Annotated in this window: 14 protein-coding genes; 7 read left to right on the top strand and 7 right to left on the bottom strand. The window is 69.2% G+C overall.

Annotation, left to right across the window (positions count from 1 at the left end; all coding sequences use genetic code 11):
- Positions 1-40: 40 nt before the first annotated feature.
- From ACWJI7_RS02625 to ACWJI7_RS02635, 3 genes are all read left to right on the top strand, one after another.
- Positions 41-787 (top strand): M28 family peptidase, encoded by a 747-nt coding sequence (locus ACWJI7_RS02625; protein WP_479935052.1) that lies wholly within the window; start codon positions 41-43, stop codon positions 785-787.
- Between the two features lie 259 nt (positions 788-1046).
- Entirely contained in the window at positions 1047-1382 is a 336-nt protein-coding gene (locus tag ACWJI7_RS02630) for a TM2 domain-containing protein (protein WP_479935054.1), read from the top strand.
- Entirely contained in the window at positions 1379-2110 is a 732-nt protein-coding gene (locus ACWJI7_RS02635) for a hypothetical protein (protein WP_479935056.1), read from the top strand. Before ACWJI7_RS02630 ends, ACWJI7_RS02635 begins: the two co-directional genes overlap by 4 nt.
- A 20-nt stretch (positions 2111-2130) precedes the next feature.
- Here the strand turns inward: ACWJI7_RS02635 and ACWJI7_RS02640 are convergent, their stop codons facing one another.
- From ACWJI7_RS02640 to ACWJI7_RS02660, 5 genes are all read right to left on the bottom strand, one after another.
- Complete coding sequence (locus ACWJI7_RS02640; protein ID WP_479935058.1) at positions 2131-3177, bottom strand: hypothetical protein; 1047 nt, start codon at positions 3175-3177, stop codon at positions 2131-2133.
- A gap of 112 nt (positions 3178-3289) precedes the next feature.
- Positions 3290-6595 (bottom strand): hypothetical protein, encoded by a 3306-nt coding sequence (locus tag ACWJI7_RS02645; protein WP_479935059.1) that lies wholly within the window; start codon positions 6593-6595, stop codon positions 3290-3292.
- 14 nt (positions 6596-6609) lie between these two features.
- Complete coding sequence (locus ACWJI7_RS02650) at positions 6610-8115, bottom strand: hypothetical protein (protein WP_479935061.1); 1506 nt, start codon at positions 8113-8115, stop codon at positions 6610-6612.
- A gap of 1 nt (position 8116) precedes the next feature.
- The gene (locus ACWJI7_RS02655) at positions 8117-8653 is read right to left on the bottom strand and encodes a hypothetical protein (RefSeq protein WP_479935063.1); all 537 of its coding nucleotides are present in this window, start codon (positions 8651-8653) and stop codon (positions 8117-8119) included.
- 10 nt (positions 8654-8663) lie between these two features.
- Positions 8664-9995 carry a hypothetical protein gene (locus tag ACWJI7_RS02660; protein WP_479935065.1) on the bottom strand — a complete coding sequence of 444 codons (1332 nt, stop codon included), beginning with the start codon at positions 9993-9995 and terminating at the stop codon, positions 8664-8666.
- A gap of 242 nt (positions 9996-10237) precedes the next feature.
- On the opposite strand from ACWJI7_RS02660, the gene ACWJI7_RS02665 reads away from it, so the two are divergent.
- The 4 genes from ACWJI7_RS02665 (at position 10238) to ACWJI7_RS02680 (ending at position 14293) form a co-directional block, all read left to right on the top strand.
- Positions 10238-10846 (top strand): ARC6/PARC6 family protein, encoded by a 609-nt coding sequence (locus tag ACWJI7_RS02665; RefSeq protein WP_479935067.1) that lies wholly within the window; start codon positions 10238-10240, stop codon positions 10844-10846.
- Positions 10846-11670, top strand: coding sequence for an N-acetylmuramoyl-L-alanine amidase (locus ACWJI7_RS02670; protein WP_479935069.1), 825 nt, complete (start codon positions 10846-10848; stop codon positions 11668-11670). Before ACWJI7_RS02665 ends, ACWJI7_RS02670 begins: the two co-directional genes overlap by 1 nt.
- Positions 11671-11735: 65 nt before the next feature.
- Positions 11736-13148 carry an aldehyde dehydrogenase family protein gene (locus tag ACWJI7_RS02675; protein WP_479935071.1) on the top strand — a complete coding sequence of 471 codons (1413 nt, stop codon included), beginning with the start codon at positions 11736-11738 and terminating at the stop codon, positions 13146-13148.
- A 56-nt stretch (positions 13149-13204) separates the two neighbouring features.
- On the top strand, positions 13205-14293 hold the full coding sequence (locus ACWJI7_RS02680; RefSeq protein WP_479935073.1) for a LysM peptidoglycan-binding domain-containing protein: 1089 nt from the start codon (positions 13205-13207) through the stop codon (positions 14291-14293).
- A gap of 21 nt (positions 14294-14314) precedes the next feature.
- Here the strand turns inward: ACWJI7_RS02680 and ACWJI7_RS02685 are convergent, their stop codons facing one another.
- Together ACWJI7_RS02685 and ACWJI7_RS02690 are read right to left on the bottom strand one after the other, a co-directional pair.
- Positions 14315-15835: a RecQ family ATP-dependent DNA helicase gene (locus tag ACWJI7_RS02685; protein WP_479935152.1), complete on the bottom strand. Its 1521-nt coding sequence runs from the start codon at positions 15833-15835 to the stop codon at positions 14315-14317.
- 48 nt (positions 15836-15883) lie between these two features.
- Entirely contained in the window at positions 15884-17365 is a 1482-nt protein-coding gene (locus ACWJI7_RS02690) for a glycoside hydrolase family 13 protein (RefSeq protein WP_479935153.1), read from the bottom strand.
- Positions 17366-17437: the final 72 nt, after the last annotated feature.

The raw sequence follows: 17437 nt of genomic DNA on the forward strand, positions 1-17437 counted from the left end.
GGCCAAACCTCGGCACAGCCAATGGGATCCGCTCGGTTTGATGGCGGTGCGCAGCTACATCAACGAACAACTGGCCGACCTGGGCCCCGTTGAAGGGCACACCTTTCAGGACGGCATCCATACCGGCACCAACCTGATCCTCCGGTTGGACGGGCAGCGCAACGATCTGGCCCCCTTGATCGTCGGAGCCCACTACGACGGTCCGCTTCACTCGATCGGTGCCGACGACAACGCCAGCGGCATCGCCGCCCTGCTGGTGCTCGCCGGGCGCTGGGCCAGGACCCCGCCCAGGCGGCCTGTGTGGATCAACGCCTTTGATCAGGAGGAATGGGGGATGCTGGGCAGCAAGGCGCTGGCGCGCGATCTACGTGCGGCCGATCAGGCCATCCACCTGATGGTCAGCCTGGAGATGCTCGCCTACACCGCCACCGAGCAGGACTACCCCCATCCCGCCATGGGGGCCATCTATGGCAATCGCGGCGACTTCATCGCGGTGGTGGGCAACACGGGCTCCAGCCCGCTGTTGCCGGGCCTGGCCCGGGGAATGGGGGCCCATGTGCCCACCAAGGTGCTGCCGGTGCCCAATGCCGGTCACTCCTTCCCCGATGTACGCCTCAGTGATCACTGCCCCTTCTGGGATCAGGGCTACAACGCCGTGATGGTGACCGACACCTCCTTCATGCGGAACCCGAACTACCACCAGATGAGCGACACGATCGACAGCCTGGATCTGGATTTCTTCGCGGCCGTCACCGAGGCGTTGGACGCTGGGCTTCAGGCCCTGTGATCCACTCCTGAGTTCAGGAGATCCTGGCATCGGTGTGCATGGCCTCCACCTCAGAAACCCGGTGCTGTTGGCCCCCCTGAGGCACGGCTGGTGGATCCCATCTCCCTCAGGTGCTGCCTCAAGGCCCTGGCCTCGACACGCTCGGCTTCGGCGCCGGAGGCAGGGACAGGAGCGGCCTCCCGGTTTCAGCAATCCCCGGAGCTACAGTCCCCACCAGGGCGGCGACGGCGGGCACGCTCCACCGCAGGGGCCTGGGGGAATGGAGCAGCCGTCCGAGCGCAAGACCATGGTCCTCGCCTTCGGGCTCTGGTTGCTGGGCTGGATCGGGGTCTGCGGCCTCCACCGGCTCTATGTCGGCAAGACCGGCAGCGGCCTGCTCTATCTGTTCACCCTTGGCCTGTGCGGCTTCGGCCAGTTGATCGATCTGATCCTGATTCCGGATCAGATCAAGGCGGCCAATCGCCTGGCCATGGCCGCCGATCGAGCGGACTGGCGGGACCCCGCCGCGACCGCCGCGAACCCTGAGCGCGGCCTCGAGGACCTGCTGGACGAGGCCCGCCGCTCCGTGGAACGGACGCAACGGAACGACCGATGACGGCGGACGACAAGCTGATCGAATCCGTGAAGTTCCTGCTCAGGAGTGTAAAACAACTGAGTGATCGGTTCGTTGAGAACAGCGAAGCACTCAACCAGGCTCTGGACCGCCTTGAAAGCCAGCAGCAGCATCTCGACCAGCTGGAGCTCAAGGTCTACGACATCAACGACGCCCTGATCCTGCTCAACACCAAGCTCTCCGCCCAGCCCAGGCTTCCCGTCAGGGAGGGAACGGAGGAACGGATCATTCCGGGCCTGAATCTTTCCGTGGACGCCATCGTCGATGTCTACCGCAACACCCCGGCCCTGCTGGAGCCCTTCGCCAGGCCCTGCTCCCTGAGCAGCCGAACCCTGAGCGGCGAGATCGACGACGTGGAGCTGGAGCTGTTCGCCCAGGGCACCAGCTGGGCACTCGAGACCCTCGAGGGCCTCTGGCTGATCGTTCCCGTTCCCGGCAGCCTGCTGCGGCGCACCCAGATCACCACCCTGCAGCGCCTGTTCACGGTGGAGGGGATGATCCAGCTGCCCGCCACCCTGCACCTGCACGAGCCCGCCACCGCAATCGCCGTGGAGCATGACCGCCGCTGGCTGATCGCCGACAAAGGCCGGCTCAATGTGCGGCCTGATCCCCTGCGGCAGAGCCTGAGTGCCACCCTCACCGACCTGGAGGCGCGGCTGGAGCGGCTGGAGCAGGGGGAATCGGGGAAGTCCGCGGGGCAGGGCCGCTGATCCAGCCGATCACCGCAGGCTCAGCTGGGCACCGCCACACGACCGAACTCCACGACTTCCCAGAAGCCCCCCCCACCCAGATCCCGGACCCGGGCCGCCTGGATCAGCTCCACCGTGGCGGAGGCCTGGGATTCGAAGGCAAAGATTCCCTTGCTGGGCCGGTGATCCCGGTAACTCGCCAGGATCTGCACGGTGGGCAGTAGCCAGGCCTGATCCTCCTCCCGCACCAGGAGATAGCTGCCACCCCCCGTCACCGTGCGCAGGCGGGTGGGCTGCGATCCCTGCCCGCGGGAGAGGGCTTCCTCGCTCTCTTCGGTGATGTTCAACTCCGCCTCGGCCAGGTCACGAACCTTGATCCGGTCACCACGGTTCAGGGCCTTGATGCCGTCGTCTATCAGGCGAACCTTGGGTGGCAAGGCGGGGATGGCCAGCTCGTGGTGAGGACCGCCGAACGGAAAAGACAGGCCGGAAGCGGAAGACTCCGATGATCCCTCTTGTGGAAGCCAAGCGGGTGAAGGATCACCAATCCCGGGCGCTTCTCCGCTCTTGGCGGCGATCTCCTCCAGCGCTCCCAGGCGATCCTCCAGGGCGCTGACGCAGTCAGAAAGGCGCCGCATCTCCAATCTCAGACTTTCCGAAAACTTGGTTTGTGAGCCGATATAGGCATTCATCTCTTGCCGAAACGTGCCAAGGTTGCCATGGAGAATCTTCATGGCTTTCTTCTGCTTCGCGATCAGACCTCGACCCTTTAGAAAGTAGAGCAGGAGCAGCAGTCCGATGCTGATCAGAAGTCCAAGAACAATGATGACAATCCACAGCTTGCTGGGCACCGTGTGTCCACTCTGCCGCTGGTTCCTGTCAGAAGCCTCTCCAGGGTCTTCAGCCGGGATGGTCTTCGTTGGCTGGATTGAATCCCCAGAGTTCTCGCCCTGAGCCGTTCCCTTGGCCTCAGGAGCCGATTCGCCTGGGGCAGAGTCGGGGCTTGTCGTGCTCCCCTCATTCCGCTTCTGAACTGGAGCCTGCTGAGCCACGGCCCGAGCCACGGTGCTGTCCGCCACGCCGCTCATGGCTCCAAGGCCGGCGAACACGATGAGCGCGCCGATGGCAGACGCACCCTGCCGGCCCAGCCGAAATCTGAGTGGACGACGACCAACAACACGCTCTCTCATCGGCAACCCCTCAGAACCGCTCGGCCCACTGGCGACCCAGCGTCTGAATCAGCGCCTTCAGCCCCAGGATGAAGCCGGGTTCGGGCTCCAGTTCCGAGGCCTCCTTGCCGATCCGGCGCAGACACAGGGCCCTGGCCTGAGTTTCGACATCATCCCAGAGCGTCTCCAGATCCGTGAGGCGACGGATCGGCAGCAGGGAGCCGGCACTGATTCGGCAGGCGGTGATGCCGTCGTCGTACCTGGCTACGAACTGGCGGAGTTGATCGAGGCTGAGCAGGTCGTAGGTCTGGATCATCACGTCGTCGTCCTGCACCAGCACGCGATCCAGCGGCCCGAAGCAACATTCGTTGATGCGCAGATCCTCGCCGGACACCATCACGTCGTCGCGAGGATCGAAATCACCCGACAGATTCACCCCCTGGCTGATCAGGCCACAGGCCGTTTCATCCTTGTAGGCGTTCGAGAGGGTGGTGGCACCCGTCGCTCCCTCCAGAGCTGCGCTGCTCCGCTGGAGCCATCCCAGCAACTGATCGGCATCGCAGCCTCGCTGGAAGGCGCCGCTCTGATCCAGCCAGTCCAGGAAACGGGCGCCATTCCCCCCCAGATACACCGGCGTGGGAGTGAGGCGCCGGAGCTTGCCCTCCCGGGCCAGGGCCTTGAGCACCAGGCCCAGGTAGTGATACAGCCCACCGAAGCCCACGGCCATCAGGCTGATGAACTGATTGAGCTGGGGATGATTCTGGGAGCGAATGATCCTCAGGCGATCCGAGAGCGCATCGGATTCGAAGCGAAGGCAGTTATCCAGCCGGCTGTTGAAGTTCCTGTCCTGGCGGATGGCGGCATCGCTGTCGCCCAGCCCCTCCAGGCTGGTGGGGGGAAACAGAAACCGCAGGAACGAAGGCTTGAGCTGGAAGAGAGAGGTGCAGAGATCCCGGCCGGCGAACGGCACCGATACCTGATGCAGCAACACGTTCTCCTGCCAGATGCTGAAATCGGTGGTTCCGCCACCCACATCCAGGCAGGAGGTATGCACCAGGGGCCTGCTGAGATGGTTGCCGAAGTAGCTCGCGAAAGCCACGGCCTCCGTCTGCAGCCCGCCGCCGCCAACCCTGCCGGCCATCCCCTGCCTGAGGCCGGTCAGGCGGGAGAGATCCGCGCAGAGATCCACCCAGAGGCGCTCGTACTGCCGGGTTTCATTGGGTGAGAACGCACTGGGGTATGAGATTGACCAGGCCACCTCCGCCGCACCGGCGGCGGCGGCATTGGCACTGATCAACAGGGCCAGTTCCTCCAGGAACGGCTTCTGGTACTGAACGTGATCCCACTTGAAGGCGGTGCGGATGCCCGGGCCGTTGAAGGCATTCGGGCTCGGCCACTGCACCCTGGCCTCATGGAAAAGCTGCGGCACCTGGCCGATCTCCTCGGTCCATCCGTACAGATTGATCGCCGTGGAGGTGGGCGGATTGGCCTCCTTCGGGAGGAGCACTTCAGGGATGAAATATTGCGCCAGCATGTTCTGCTGGATCTCCTTCTGGGCCCGGGTCAGGGGGATCAGCCGGGTCTCCAGGGCCTTCTTCACGGGCCCGGCGCGCTCGTCCACGAAGAAGTTGGTGAAGGAGGTGCCGAAATCCAGGCCCACCGTCCAGTTGCCGGAGGGATTGGCGGTGGGTTTCGGGGTGTTGACGGGAATCAGGCCTCTGAACTGACCGCGCTCACTCAGTTTGATCAGATCAGGAAACCGCTCGGAGCGGAAATACTTGACGGCCTGCGCTCCCTCGCGGGCATTGTCCCGTTCGTAATCACCGAATCCGTCCACATTCAGCCCCGTCTCACTGTCCTGGCAGAACAGGAAGTAGTGCCTCCAGCGGGCATCCGGCACGTTCGGCCAGAGGGCCACCACGGGAAGATCATCGTCGATCAGGTTCCGCTCCAGGATCGGAAACGATCGGGACAGGGCATAGGGCTCCAGGCTGCCGGCCATGGGCAGCTGCAGGGTCACCTCGATCTCGCTGCCCCCACCACTCTCCACCAGCCGCAGGGTGGTGAAGCGCTCCAGTTCCTCGCTGCTGAACAGCTCCCGGATCCGGGGCTGCAACGGCAGCAATGGGGAGACGGGTTGTCCGTTGATGACCGGCAGTCCCTCCGTTCGTCGGCGGAGCCACGAGTTCACCAGGGCCTCCGCACCCGGCAGAAGATGCAGTTCGCCCAGGAAGAGATCATCCGGGGTGACCACCTCGATCTCGCCGCCGTACTGGCGCACCAGACGCTCCTTGTCGGTGCCGATGGCTTCGAGGGTGGCCGCCTTGTGGAGCGTGATCTCGCTGGCGGCGATCCCGAGCCGGTTCGCCATCTCCGGATCCAGCAGCACCACGGGCCGTGTCGGACTGGCGGGCAGCGGACGGCGCTTCCGCTCCCCCAGGGCGAGGGTGGCCTGGCTGCTGCCGCCGCTGCCCTGGGCGGGACGCGCGAGCAGGGAGATCGCGATGGGCCGGGTGGGAAGGTTCCCCACCCGGGTGGTGGAGATCATGCCGCTGCCAGCGCTGCGGCCGTTGCCGCCGGCGGCCAGGTCCGCCCGGAAACCGTCGAACACGGAGGCGAGCTGCCCGGCGGTGACCTGGGAGTTGAGATCCTCCGCCTGGAGCAGTCCCTGGCTCACATGGGCCAGCCAGTCCGCCAGGGCCAGGCGCTGGGGACGGCCGAGATAGGGGGTGGGCACGGTGAAGCGGCCGGCCGTCGTCCAGTTCATGCCCTCGATCGGAGCCGGCAGATGCACCGCGGGACAGAGGAGGGTGGAGGGCGAGGTGAAGCCCACCACCACCCGGTTCACCCGCAGGATGTGGACGACGTCCCAGGGATTGGCCCCATCGGCCAGCCTGTAGAGCGTGGCCCCATCCTCCGGAGCCGAACTCCGGAGGCTGCGGGCGAAGGGGCCGACGGCCTCATCCTGCCTGCCGCCGTGGTCGGCCAACGCCACCCGCTCGGCCTCGAGCTTGAGACCGAACATCTCCCACAGCCCTACCGCCGCCAGGCAACCGAACAGCTCCTCGAGCAGCACCCGGCGGGTGGGATAGCGCGTGTTGAGCACCGCCTGCTCGAACTGCAGGGCCCGGGACCAGGGGGAGGGCAGCGAATTGACCCGGGTGTCGGCCACCTCGTAGACGAGGCTGCGGGCAATCAGTCCCAGCGTCTGCTGATCCCGGGCCTGCCAGACGCCCGACTGGGAGCCCCCACTGAGCGGTGGATGGGTTTTCGGAAACCAGGGGAACTGGACGATGGACTCGGACGGGGACGGGGTGGGGAGGTCTTGGCTGGCCATGGGGGTGGGGGGGCTCAGAGGCTCAGGGTCCAGAGGGTGTCGGCCAGCCCCGCCACACCGGTGTGCGGGATGCTCTCCGAGGGCAGCGCATCCATGCGCAGCTTGATCGCTTCCACGGTGTCCGCGGCTTCCGGGCGATCGGGCCGGGCCTTGCCGCGCACGACCCGGGCCAGAGCGTTCTCGTAGGCCGGATTGCGGATCAGCCGATCGGGCCCGAACAGCTCCTGGCTGAAGGAGGTGCCGGTGTTGGTGCTGAGCTGCCGCAGCCACTGCAGCAGCGACTCGCAATAGCCATCGATCAGGCTCTTGCAGGAGAGTTCGTCGCTGGAGCGGATGCCCGGCCGTCCCGCCTGCCCGGCCACGGGCGCGGTGGAGGGGTCGAAGAACCTGGCGGCCCAGGGTGCGCCGCTCAGGAAGGTGGGCATCGGCACCGTCTGGGCCGCCTCGAGTTCGAGGCTGAAGTTGTTCAGCCAGGCCACGGCGAAACGGGCGCCGGTGGCCAGGGCCCGGCCGACGACGTCGTCATCGGGGATGTCGTTCCAGGTCACCTGGTTCTGGCCGCCGCGGCTGAGCACGTAGGCATAGCCGGGCTGAACGGCGTCGCCCAGGCCTCCGCGCAGGCCCAGGGCCGCCAGCAGTTCCACCAGATGGGCGGCATTGGCCTGGGAGGTGCCGCCGATGCTGAAGGCGTAGCGGGCCCGGATGTCGCTGCCCACCAGGAACACCTGGTCGAAGCAGGCCGTTCCCTTGCTGCTGAGGTACTGGAGGGCGGCATCGGTGTTGAGCTGGAAGCTGCGGGCCTCGGCGTGCACACCGGTGTCGGCCTCCCCCTGGCTTTCGAAATCGAAGTAGGGCAGCAGCAGCGAGGCGTTCACGCGCACCCGGCTGAACTGCTTGTCCTCCAGCCAGTTCTTGAGCAGCAGCCCGAGGGTGGGGACCCCGGAGGCGCCGGTTCCGCCGAAGACGCTGCCGAACAGGTGAATGACGGGAGCCTCGCTGTTCCCCGCCGCCACCTCGATGTCATCGAGCATCCGCTGCCACTGGCCCGTCTGGGCCTCCTCCTGCAGATTCACCCGGCTCATCACCGCCGAGCCGATCGGCGGACGGCCCCGGAAGCCCACTTCCAGTTCGGCGGATTGTTCGTCGGGAGGGAAGAGGCAATCGAACAGATCGGCCAGGCCGCTGGCCTGGGTGCGCAACACCGGCTTGGGGAAGATCTGATCGAGGCTGACCCCGCCGGAGGCGGCACCGAGCGGGCTCCAGGTGCCGTAATCCCGCAGCTCACCCCGGGCGAAGTGGTCGGTTCGGTTCGCCAGCGCCCGGTGCAGCTTGTCGTAGCGGCTGATGGCGGTCTGGGCGCGGCTGAGCAGGGCGCTCTGCTGGTCGGGTTCCACCAGGAAGGTGCCGAGGCGCAGCGGCTGCCCGTCGGCGCTGCGCAACAGGCCACAGGCGTGGAGATGGGTGAGGGCTTCGAGGCACTTGGCCCCGCTGCCGCCGACCCCGATGGCGAAGAGAGACATCTCAGCGACGGGCGAAGAGGGTGACGGCGCCGGGTACCACGAGCCGGTAGCTCCGGGGCGAGGCGAGAACAGTGGGCAGCCAGAACAGCAGGATCCCATCAAGCAGCACGAAACCCATCAGCAGAATCCAGCCGACGGGAGGGATCGGGTAAGCGGTGAGGCCGCTTCCCTCGATCGGGCTCTGGCCCCTCACCTGCCAGATGAACACGGTGAAGACGAGCAGGTAGAGCCAGCCCAGCAGCACCAGCAGGGATGCGGCCAGCCACCACTGGGGCCGCATCCGGCGAACGGCCGCCGAGTTGGCCGCCCGGCGCGAGGACGTTCGCCAGAACCAGATCAGCAGAGCCGTCAGGCAGCTGATCCAGAGCATGGTGAAGGAGGGACTGCTGCCGTTCTGCAGATAGTCCTGGAGATCAAGGCCCGGGCCCACCAGCAGCCCGGGAAAGAGATTGAGAAAGAGAAAATCCTGAACCACGAAGGTCCAGAACGCCCCTCCGATCACCGAGGCCAGCAGCAGGATCCATTGACGGGCATTCATCGGACGATCCTCAACGTTGGAAGGCGACGCAGAAGGCGACCGCGGGAGGTCCGTCTCCCGGGTGCACGAGCTGGTTGAGGCTGGTCATCAGCAACAGCAGGCCGTCAGTGCGATCCCGGGCGTCGTCCGCCCGGGGATCGGAGCGGTCCCAGTCCAGCCACCATTGGGCCGGCAGGCTGCCGCGCGGGATGGTGGCCCGCAGCAACCCGGAGGGGGTGGAGGGGGAGACACCAATCTCCGCCCGCAGATCGGTGCCCGCGATCGTGATCGAGCGGACCCGCACACCATTGAGGCCCGCCTCCTGGGACGGGGGGAGCGGGATGGCCTCCAGACGGAACACCCCCAGATCGGGGCGGGTGGTGCCTCCCGACCAGTCCGCCGTGGAGGACACGATGAACCCCACACTCTCGGGGCCCAGCTTGATGAAGCGATAGTCCCCGTTGGCGGTGGGGCCGTAGGTCCTGCCCCCCAGCCGCAGCGGAATGCCCGTCTGGGCCGAGAGCGGCGGGACCCCGACCAGCGCCCTGGCTTCGAGGGGGGCCTGAACGCCCCCGGGGCGGAACAGGGAGAGGTGCTGTTCGGCCGAAACCCCCTTGAGACCGAGATTCTGGCGGACTCCCTCCAGCAGCGCGCTCACCTGATCGGCCTGACCGGTGGCCAGAAGATAGATGGGGCGATCGGCCGGGCCGGTGTGAATCACCTGGCTCTCGCTGTTGAACACACGCCCCCGGAAGGGCAGGCGCAGAGCCAGAACACCCACGCTGGCACCTCGGGCCACATCGGCGCGGATGGCGCCCACCAGGTTGGCGATGTCCCCCTGGTTGACCTCCAGATCGCCCACCAGAAGGCGCAGGGGAATCTGCCCGGCCGGCGCCGGCAGCTGCCACAGGGACTGCATGCTCGAGGCCACCGGCGGGAAGCCCCCACAGCCCCCGAAGAAACAGGCCTCCCTGGCTGGGGACAGCGAGCCGGGGGTGCCGAAGGGCTGGGCCTTGCCACCGCCGACGCGGACCCCCCGGAGGCTCACATCGGCGCTGCCCGCCGCCAGGGTGATCGCCTGGAGCAACTGGGACCAGCCCGATGCTTGGGGCGCCTCCACATGGCCGAGCATGGAGCCGCTGCCGTCGATGCCCACCAGCAGCTGCCTGGCAGGACCGGCCGGGGAGGCCGGCGGTGCTGCCGGAGCGGCCTCCGGATCTGGAGAGGCCAGGGTCTGGGGCGCCTCGGGCACCGGCTCAGGGATGCAGGCCGGCAGTTGATTCTGGGCACATCCGGTGAGCACCAACAGCACCAGCGGAGCGAGAAACGACTGAAGGGCAGGAACCGAAGGCCGTTTAGCCATTCCAATCAGCCATACACCTTCGGTGACATCCGGTTGAACCGAAGGTGAGGATACCCTGAACCCCAGGCAATGGCTGGGTCCAGGCAGGGCTTCTGCCCTGCCTGGAGGGCACCGGGGGGCACCGATTCATGGCTCTTCCGCATACTTGAAAGCGAAGCCGCAGCCCGGGGCACACCATTGCGTTGCCCGGAGGCGCTTCGCCTCATTGAAGGCCCATCAATGGCATCTGGAGGCCTGAAATGATGCGAAGGACTGGACCGGCAGGCCGGATCGGGCCAGCGGATCCCCGAGGGGAGCGGGGCTTCTCCAACCGGACCGCCCAGATCATCCTGGCCCTGGGCCTGCCTGTCCTGCTGATCGCGGTCAGTCTGCTGGTGAGGGCGCTGGAGCGCACCTGGAGAGCGCCCTTCACCGGCTCCGCCCTCCCCCTGGCACGGCCCGAGCCCCCCGCACCCCCCCCTTTCAGCGGCCTCCGGGTGGAGGACGCCCAAAGCAGCGTGGAGCGCTGGCTGGCCGCCAAGCCCCGCCTCTTCGGACCGCCGTTCGATACGGCCGCGGCCAAGGCTCTGGTGGCGGACGGCCCCCTCTGGAATGACCTCACCAGAGTGGGCGGCTCGATCGACTGGCTGCGCAGCAACGCCAGCCACTACACCTATGACTCCATCGTCGTGAACGCGGTGACCGACTTCCGCGACGATCCCCTCCGCCCGCGGATCACCCTCTCGATCAGCGAGGCGCGGGTGCTGCACGGGCCGCGGGGCTCCACTCCCAGCCGCTCCACCGCGCTCTACCGCTACGTGCTGGCCCGCGAAGGCGGCCGCTGGAGAATCTGGGACTACCGAAAACTCTGATGCCCTCGTCCCCACGCCCCTGGCCGCTGGCCATCGCCCTGAGCGGCCTGGCCCTGGGCAGCTGTTCCTGGCTGCCCACGAGCAGGCCCCCCGTGGCCCGACCGCCCCGGGCCGAGACCCCCCAGCTCACCTGGGAGGTGGCCACCCTGGCGGAGTCCCCCCTGCCCCGGCAGAACTCCACGCTGCTGACGGCCTGCGCCACCGAACTGGGCCTGGCCGCGGAGATCCCCCGCCCCGCCGATCCCAGCAATTTCGGCGAACGCCGTCCCCAGGACACCTTCGGGCGGCCGGTGCCCGACCAGCCCCAGTTGATCGTGCTGCACGAAAGCGTGATTCCCGAGGAGGCCACGGTGCGGCTGTTCCAGACCCCCCACCCCAACGACGCCCACCAGGCCAGTTACCACATGCTGATCAACCGGGCCGGTCAGCGGCTCCGGCTGGTGCCCGATGCCAGCCGGGCCTATGGAGCAGGCGCGTCCGCCTTCGGCGATTTCACGGTGCGCCACAGGAGCCGGGAGTCGTTCTCAGTCAACAACGTGGCCCTGCATCTTGGCCTGGAGAGTCCGGAGGATGGCCGCGGCGACAGCGACGCCCACTCCGGCTACACGCCCCAGCAATACGAAGCCCTCGCCGCCCAGGTGCTGCTCTGGCAGGCGGAGCACGGCATTCCCCTCTCCCGCCTCACCACCCATGCGGCAGTGGATCGCAGCCGCAGCCGGTATGACCCGCGCAGCTTCCGCTGGGATCGCTTCGATCCGGCCTACCAGGCGGCGGCCCGGCGTTGCGGAATGGAGGCCTATGCGAGCCACGAGGACCCGGTGTGATCGCTGGACGGCCTGCTCGGCCAGCTCAGCCGCCATGCTGGAGGCCACCCCTCCTCACCCCACCGATGCTCGCCGCCAGCACCCCCCTGGCCCTCGATGCCCTGCGGGACCAGGTGGTCTCGGGGGAGACCCGGCCCATCGCCTGGCGGCGGGCCCAGCTCCAGCGCCTGGACACCCTGCTGGCGGACCAGGAGCCGGCCATCCTCGAGGCGCTCGACGCCGATCTCGGCAAGCCCCCCGTGGAGGCCTACTTCGAGGTGGTGGCGGTGCGGCAGGAGCTCCGGCTAGCCCAGAAGAACCTGAGGCGCTGGATGGCGCCTCGGCCCGTTCCGGTTCCCCTCTCCCAGCGCCCCGGCCGGGCCGAGCTGGTGGCCGAACCGCTCGGCTGCGTGCTGATCCTCGGCCCCTGGAACTATCCCTTCTCGCTCACGCTCCAGCCCCTGGTCAGTGCCCTGGCGGCGGGCAACACCGCCGTGCTCAAGCCCTCCGAGCAGGCGCCCCACACCTCCGCCCTGATCGCCAGGCTCGTGGCCGGCCATCTCGACCCCGGGGTGGTGAGGGTGGTGGAGGGCGGCGCCGATGTGGCCCGCGAGCTGCTGGAGCTGCGCTTCGATCACATCTTCTTCACCGGCGGGGGCCGCGTGGGGCGACTGGTGATGGCCGCCGCGGCCCGCCATCTCACCCCGGTCACCCTGGAACTGGGCGGCCGCAGCCCGGCGATCGTGCTGGCCGATGCCGACCTCGATGTGTCGGCCCGGCGGCTGGCCTGGGGCAAGGGCCTCAACGCCGGTCAGACCTGCATCGCCCCCGATCACCTGCTGGTGGAGGACACGGTGCGGCCGGAGCTGATCGAGCGGCTGCGGGGCGAATTCCAGCGGGCCTATGGGGATGATCCCCTCGCCTCCCCCGACCTGGCCCGCCTCGTCAACCAGGCCCAGTTCGATCGCTTGCTGGGTCTGCTGGAGGTCGCCCGGCGGGACGGGCGGGTGCTCAGCGGCGGCCAGGTGGATCCCCACACCCGGCGGATCGGGCCCACCCTGATCGCCTGCGACTCCGCCTCCGAACTCCTGGGCCGCCCCAGGGAGGACGATCCGCTGCTGGCCGGCGAGCTGTTCGGTCCCCTGCTGCCGGTGGTGGGCGTGACGGGGCTGTCCCAGGCCATCGACCTCATCCGCCGGGGGCCCAAGCCGCTGGCCCTCTACCTGTTCAGCCGCAGCCCGGCGGCCCAGGAGCGGGTGCTGGCCGGCACCAGTTCCGGCGGGGTCTGCCTCAACGACGTGGTGATGCAGGTGGGGGTGCCCCAGCTGCCCTTCGGCGGCGTCGGTGACAGCGGGATGGGGCGCTATCACGGCCAGGCGGGCTTTGACACCTTCTCCCACCTGCGCAGCGTGCTGCGCCGGCCCTTTCGCTTCGATCTGCCCTTCCGGTACCCCCCGTACCAGGGCCGCCTGGCCCTGGTGAAACGCCTGCTGGGCTGAGGGGGACTGGCGCGAGGGACAGTTCTCCTTATGGTTCGATCAGCCGTCCCCATGCCATGCGCCGTCAGCCCCACCAGCAGCCGGCCCGGGCCACCCGGGCCGGCACCGTCCGCCGATCGCTGGCGGCGGGATTCGTCCTGACCCTGGCGCTTCTGCTGCCCCTGCCCGGCCTGGCCGCCACGGAACATGTGGTCCGATCCGGCGAAACCCTCTCGGAGATCGCCGAGCGCTACAAGGTCTCCCTGCAGCGGCTGATGCAGCTCAACGGCCTCCAGGACGCCGACCTGGTGGAGACCGGCACGCGGCTCAAACTGCCCGGTGGTGCAGCCCCCTCCGGCGGCGGAACCGCCTCCGGCCGGGCCAGCTACATCGTCAAGCCGGGGGACACCCTCTCGGAGATCGCCGAACGCTCCGGCATCAGTGTCCAGCGGCTGATGCAGCTCAACGGCCTCCAGGACGCCGACCGGGTGGAAACCGGCCAGCGGCTCGTGGTGCCCGGCGGCCCGGCCGCCACGGCCGCGACGACCACGAGCGACAAGACCGCTCGCCAGCACCTGGTGAAACCCGGCGAGACCCTCTCCGGCATCGCCGACCGGTACGCGATCCCGATCAGCCGACTGATCAGCCTCAACCAGCTCAAGGAACCCGACAATCTCCAGGCCGGCACGCGCCTCACCCTGCGGGGCACCGCCCCGAAGCCGGCCGCGGCCTCCAAGCCTGCCCCAGCCAAACCCGCCGCCCAACCGGCGGCAGCCCGGCCCAGTCCGGCCCCGAATCCGCCGGTTCAGGCCGCCGCCCAGCCCGTCGCCCAGGCCCCGGCTGCGGCTGTGGCCAAACCGGTCGCCGCCACACCCGCCGCGCCCCAGCCGGCCGTCGCCGCGAAACCCACCGCGGCCCCAGCCGCCCCCGACTGGCGCAGCTACGGACCGCTGCAGGTGGATTTCTCCAACCTGCAGCCGATGGGGGGCAGCCAGGTGGCGGCGGCCCTCAACGGGAACGGTCAAGCGATCTTCGTGGCGGTGAACTGCGCCGCCACGAAGCTCAACACCACCGGTGAGGCGGGGGGCTGGAAGGCCTGGGAGGCCCCGAAGGCTGATTTCGAGGAGGCCCTCGTCAAGGACGTCTGCAAACAGGCGGGCACCTGAGGCGTCCGGGGCCCGCCGGAATCAGGCCGCCCAGCGCAAGGGCCAGGGCTGGCGGAGGTAATGGCGTCCCGTGGGCCGCAGCCACAGCCTCTGGCTGCCGTCATCGCTTTCGCTGATCAGCTCCTCCTGGACCAGGCGGCGGGCCAGCCACCCCCAGGCCTCCTCGTCCCTGGCATGGGCACTGGGGTGGACGCTGGCCAGGCCCTCGGCCAGACGCCGCAGATCCACCCCATCGCCCCCCTCGAGGGCCTCCAGCACCTGAGCCGCCCGATCCGACCAGTCGGTGACCTCCCGCTCGCCCAGGCAGTGATCACAACGGCCACAGGGCGGCACCAGTTCCCCCACCGCCAGCAGCAGCGCCTGCTCCCGGCAGCCACCCCCTTCCGCCACCGCCTCCATGCGCCGCAGCTGCTGCTGGGCCACGTCAAGCCGCGGCTGCTCCTGCTCCCGCACCTCGGCGCTGAGCTGTCGCACCGAGGCCCGCATCGCCCAGCCGAGGCTCAGCCGGTCGGCCGGATCGAACAGCACCAGGCAGCGGGCCGGCTCCCCGTCCCGGCCGGCCCGGCCCGACTCCTGCAGATACCCCTCCGGACTGGCCGGCAAGTCCAGATGCAGCACCAGTCCCACATCGCCCCGGTCCACCCCCATGCCGAAGGCCACGGTGGCCACCAGCACCGGCCGCTCGCCCCGCTGGAAATGGCCGAGCGCCAGCAGGCGGCTCTCCGGATCCATGCCGGCGTGATAAGCGATCGCCTCCAGCCCATGGGCCGTGAGCCGGGCCGCCCACTCCTCCACCGAACGGCGGGTGCGGGCGTAGATCAGCACGGCCCCCCGGGCCTGGCCTGCCGCCTGCAGCACCAGGGAGAGAGGGTCCGCCGGACGGCGACGCATCGTGTAGGTCAGATTGGCGCGGCGGGCCGAGCGCACCTGGACCAGGGGCCGGCGCAACTGCAGCAACCGGATGATGTCGGCCCGCACCCGCGGGGCCGCCGTGGCGCTCAGGGCCACCAGCGGCACGCCGGGGCAGAGGGCGCGCAACTCCCCGAGCCGCCGGTACTCGGGCCGGAAGTCATGGCCCCAGGCGCTGATGCAATGGGCCTCGTCCACCGCCAGGGCCACCAGGGATCCCTGCTCCAGCACCTCCTCCAGCAGCCGGCGGGTGGCCTCGGCCCGCAGCCGCTCCGGGGCCAGATACAGCAGCCGCAGGCCATTCGCCTCGATCTGACGGTGCAGCTGGCGCCGGGCGGCCGTGTCGAGGCCGCCATGCAGGCAGGCCGCCGGGATTCCGCGCCGCTGCAACTGGCTCACCTGGTCCTGCATCAGCGCCACCAGGGGCGAGATCACCAGCACCAGCCCCTGGCGCACCAGGGCCGGCAACTGGAAGCAGAGCGACTTGCCACCGCCGGTGGGAAGCACCGCCAGGCAGTCACGGCCGGCCAGCAGGGCTTCCACCACGGGCCGCTGACCCGGCCGGAAGGCGCTCCAGCCGAACTGGCGCTCAAGGATCGTGTCCAGGGTCGTCCCGAGCGGATCCGGCGCCAATCCCACCCCAGATCTGGTGCATCGCTACTGTAGCGACCCCAGATCTGGTCAGCCCGCCGCCCAGGCCAGCACCACGCCCCGCTGCGGCGGCAGCTGGGCGGGCCGTGCTCCGGCCTCCCACTCCGGCGGCCAGAGCACCGCTCCGGCCCCGGCCGGCGGCGCCAGAGGCAGGGCCTGGGGTCCCCGGTTGATCGCCACCCAGACCCGCTCCCGACCCTCACCCCGCGTCAGCAGCAGCAGGGCGTCGTGGCCGCTCTCGAGGAAGGCCAGCTCCGCCGAACGCAGGGCCGGCTGGCGACGGCGCAGGGCGCTCAGCCCCGCCAGCAGCGGCTGCAGCGGCGTCGCCGGGCCCTGCCAGGGCATCGCCTCCCGGCAGCCCGGCTCAGGGCCCCCATCGAGACCCCGCTCGGTGCCGTAGTAGAGGCAGGGCGCCCCCGGCAGCAGGAACAGAAGCAGCAGGGCCAGGGCCAGGGCGTCCCGATCGCCGCCGAGCACATGCAGGGCCCGGGGCGTGTCGTGGCTGTCGAGCAGGTTGAGCTGGCAGCGATTCACCGCCGGGCCGTACCAGCCGAGCACCTCCTCGACCCGGGCGCGGAAACCCGCCTGATCCAGGGGTTGATAGGGGGGGTCGGGCAGGGCCGGCAGCCGCAGGTCGGCCGGCACCCGATCGGCACCCACGAATCCGAGGATCGCCCAGGCGAGGGGATAGTTCATCGTGCCGTCGAACAACCCGCCCTCCAGCCAGGGACGGGCGTCGCGCCAGAGCTCCCCCACGATCCAGGCGTCGGGCCGCTCGGCGCGCACCACGGCCCGGAACTCCCGCCAGAAGGCGTCGGGCACCTCATCGGGCACATCCAGCCGCCAGCCGTCCACGCCGGCGGCGATCCAGTGCCGCGCCACCGCCAGCAGGTAGGCCCGCACCCCCGGGTTGGCGTGGTTGAAGCGGGGCAGGGCCGGATCGTTCCACCAGCAGTGGTAGCCGCAGGACCCGCCGGATCCCTCCCCAGCCGGCCCTCCCCCACCACGGGCGCCGTAGGCGTTCAGGGGCCAGTGCTCCACGTGGAACCAGTCCCGGTAGGGGGAGAGCGGCCCGTTCTCCAGCAGGTGATGGAAGGCCCAGAAGCCACGGCCGCAGTGGTTGAACACCCCATCGAGGATCAGCCGCATCCCGCGCCGGTGCAGCGCCTCCACCAGGTCGGCGAGGGCGCCGTTGCCCCCCAGCAGGGGGTCCACCTGGAAATAGTCGAAGGTGTGGTAGCGGTGATTGGCGGCCGAGGCGAAGACCGGATTCAGGTACAGGCAGGTGGCGCCCAGCCCCTGGAGGTGATCGAGCGCCTCGATCACGCCGGGCAGATCCCCCCCCTGAAACCCCTGGGCGGCCGGATCCTCCCCCCAGGGCTGCAGGGCCAGCCCCCGCTGGGCCGCCACCCGGCCACTGCGCCGGAAGCGGTCAGGGAACACCTGCACGATCACGGCATCGGCCACCCAGTCCGGCCGGCTGTCCAGGGCCATGCCGCCGCCGGCAGCCATGTCGTCGTTCGTGTCAACCCGCACCGGCCCGCCCTGAACTCCCGCCCGCCAGCGCTAGCACGGACGAAACGG

This window comes from Cryptocyanus atlanticus LEGE 06306, from assembly GCF_056633155.1.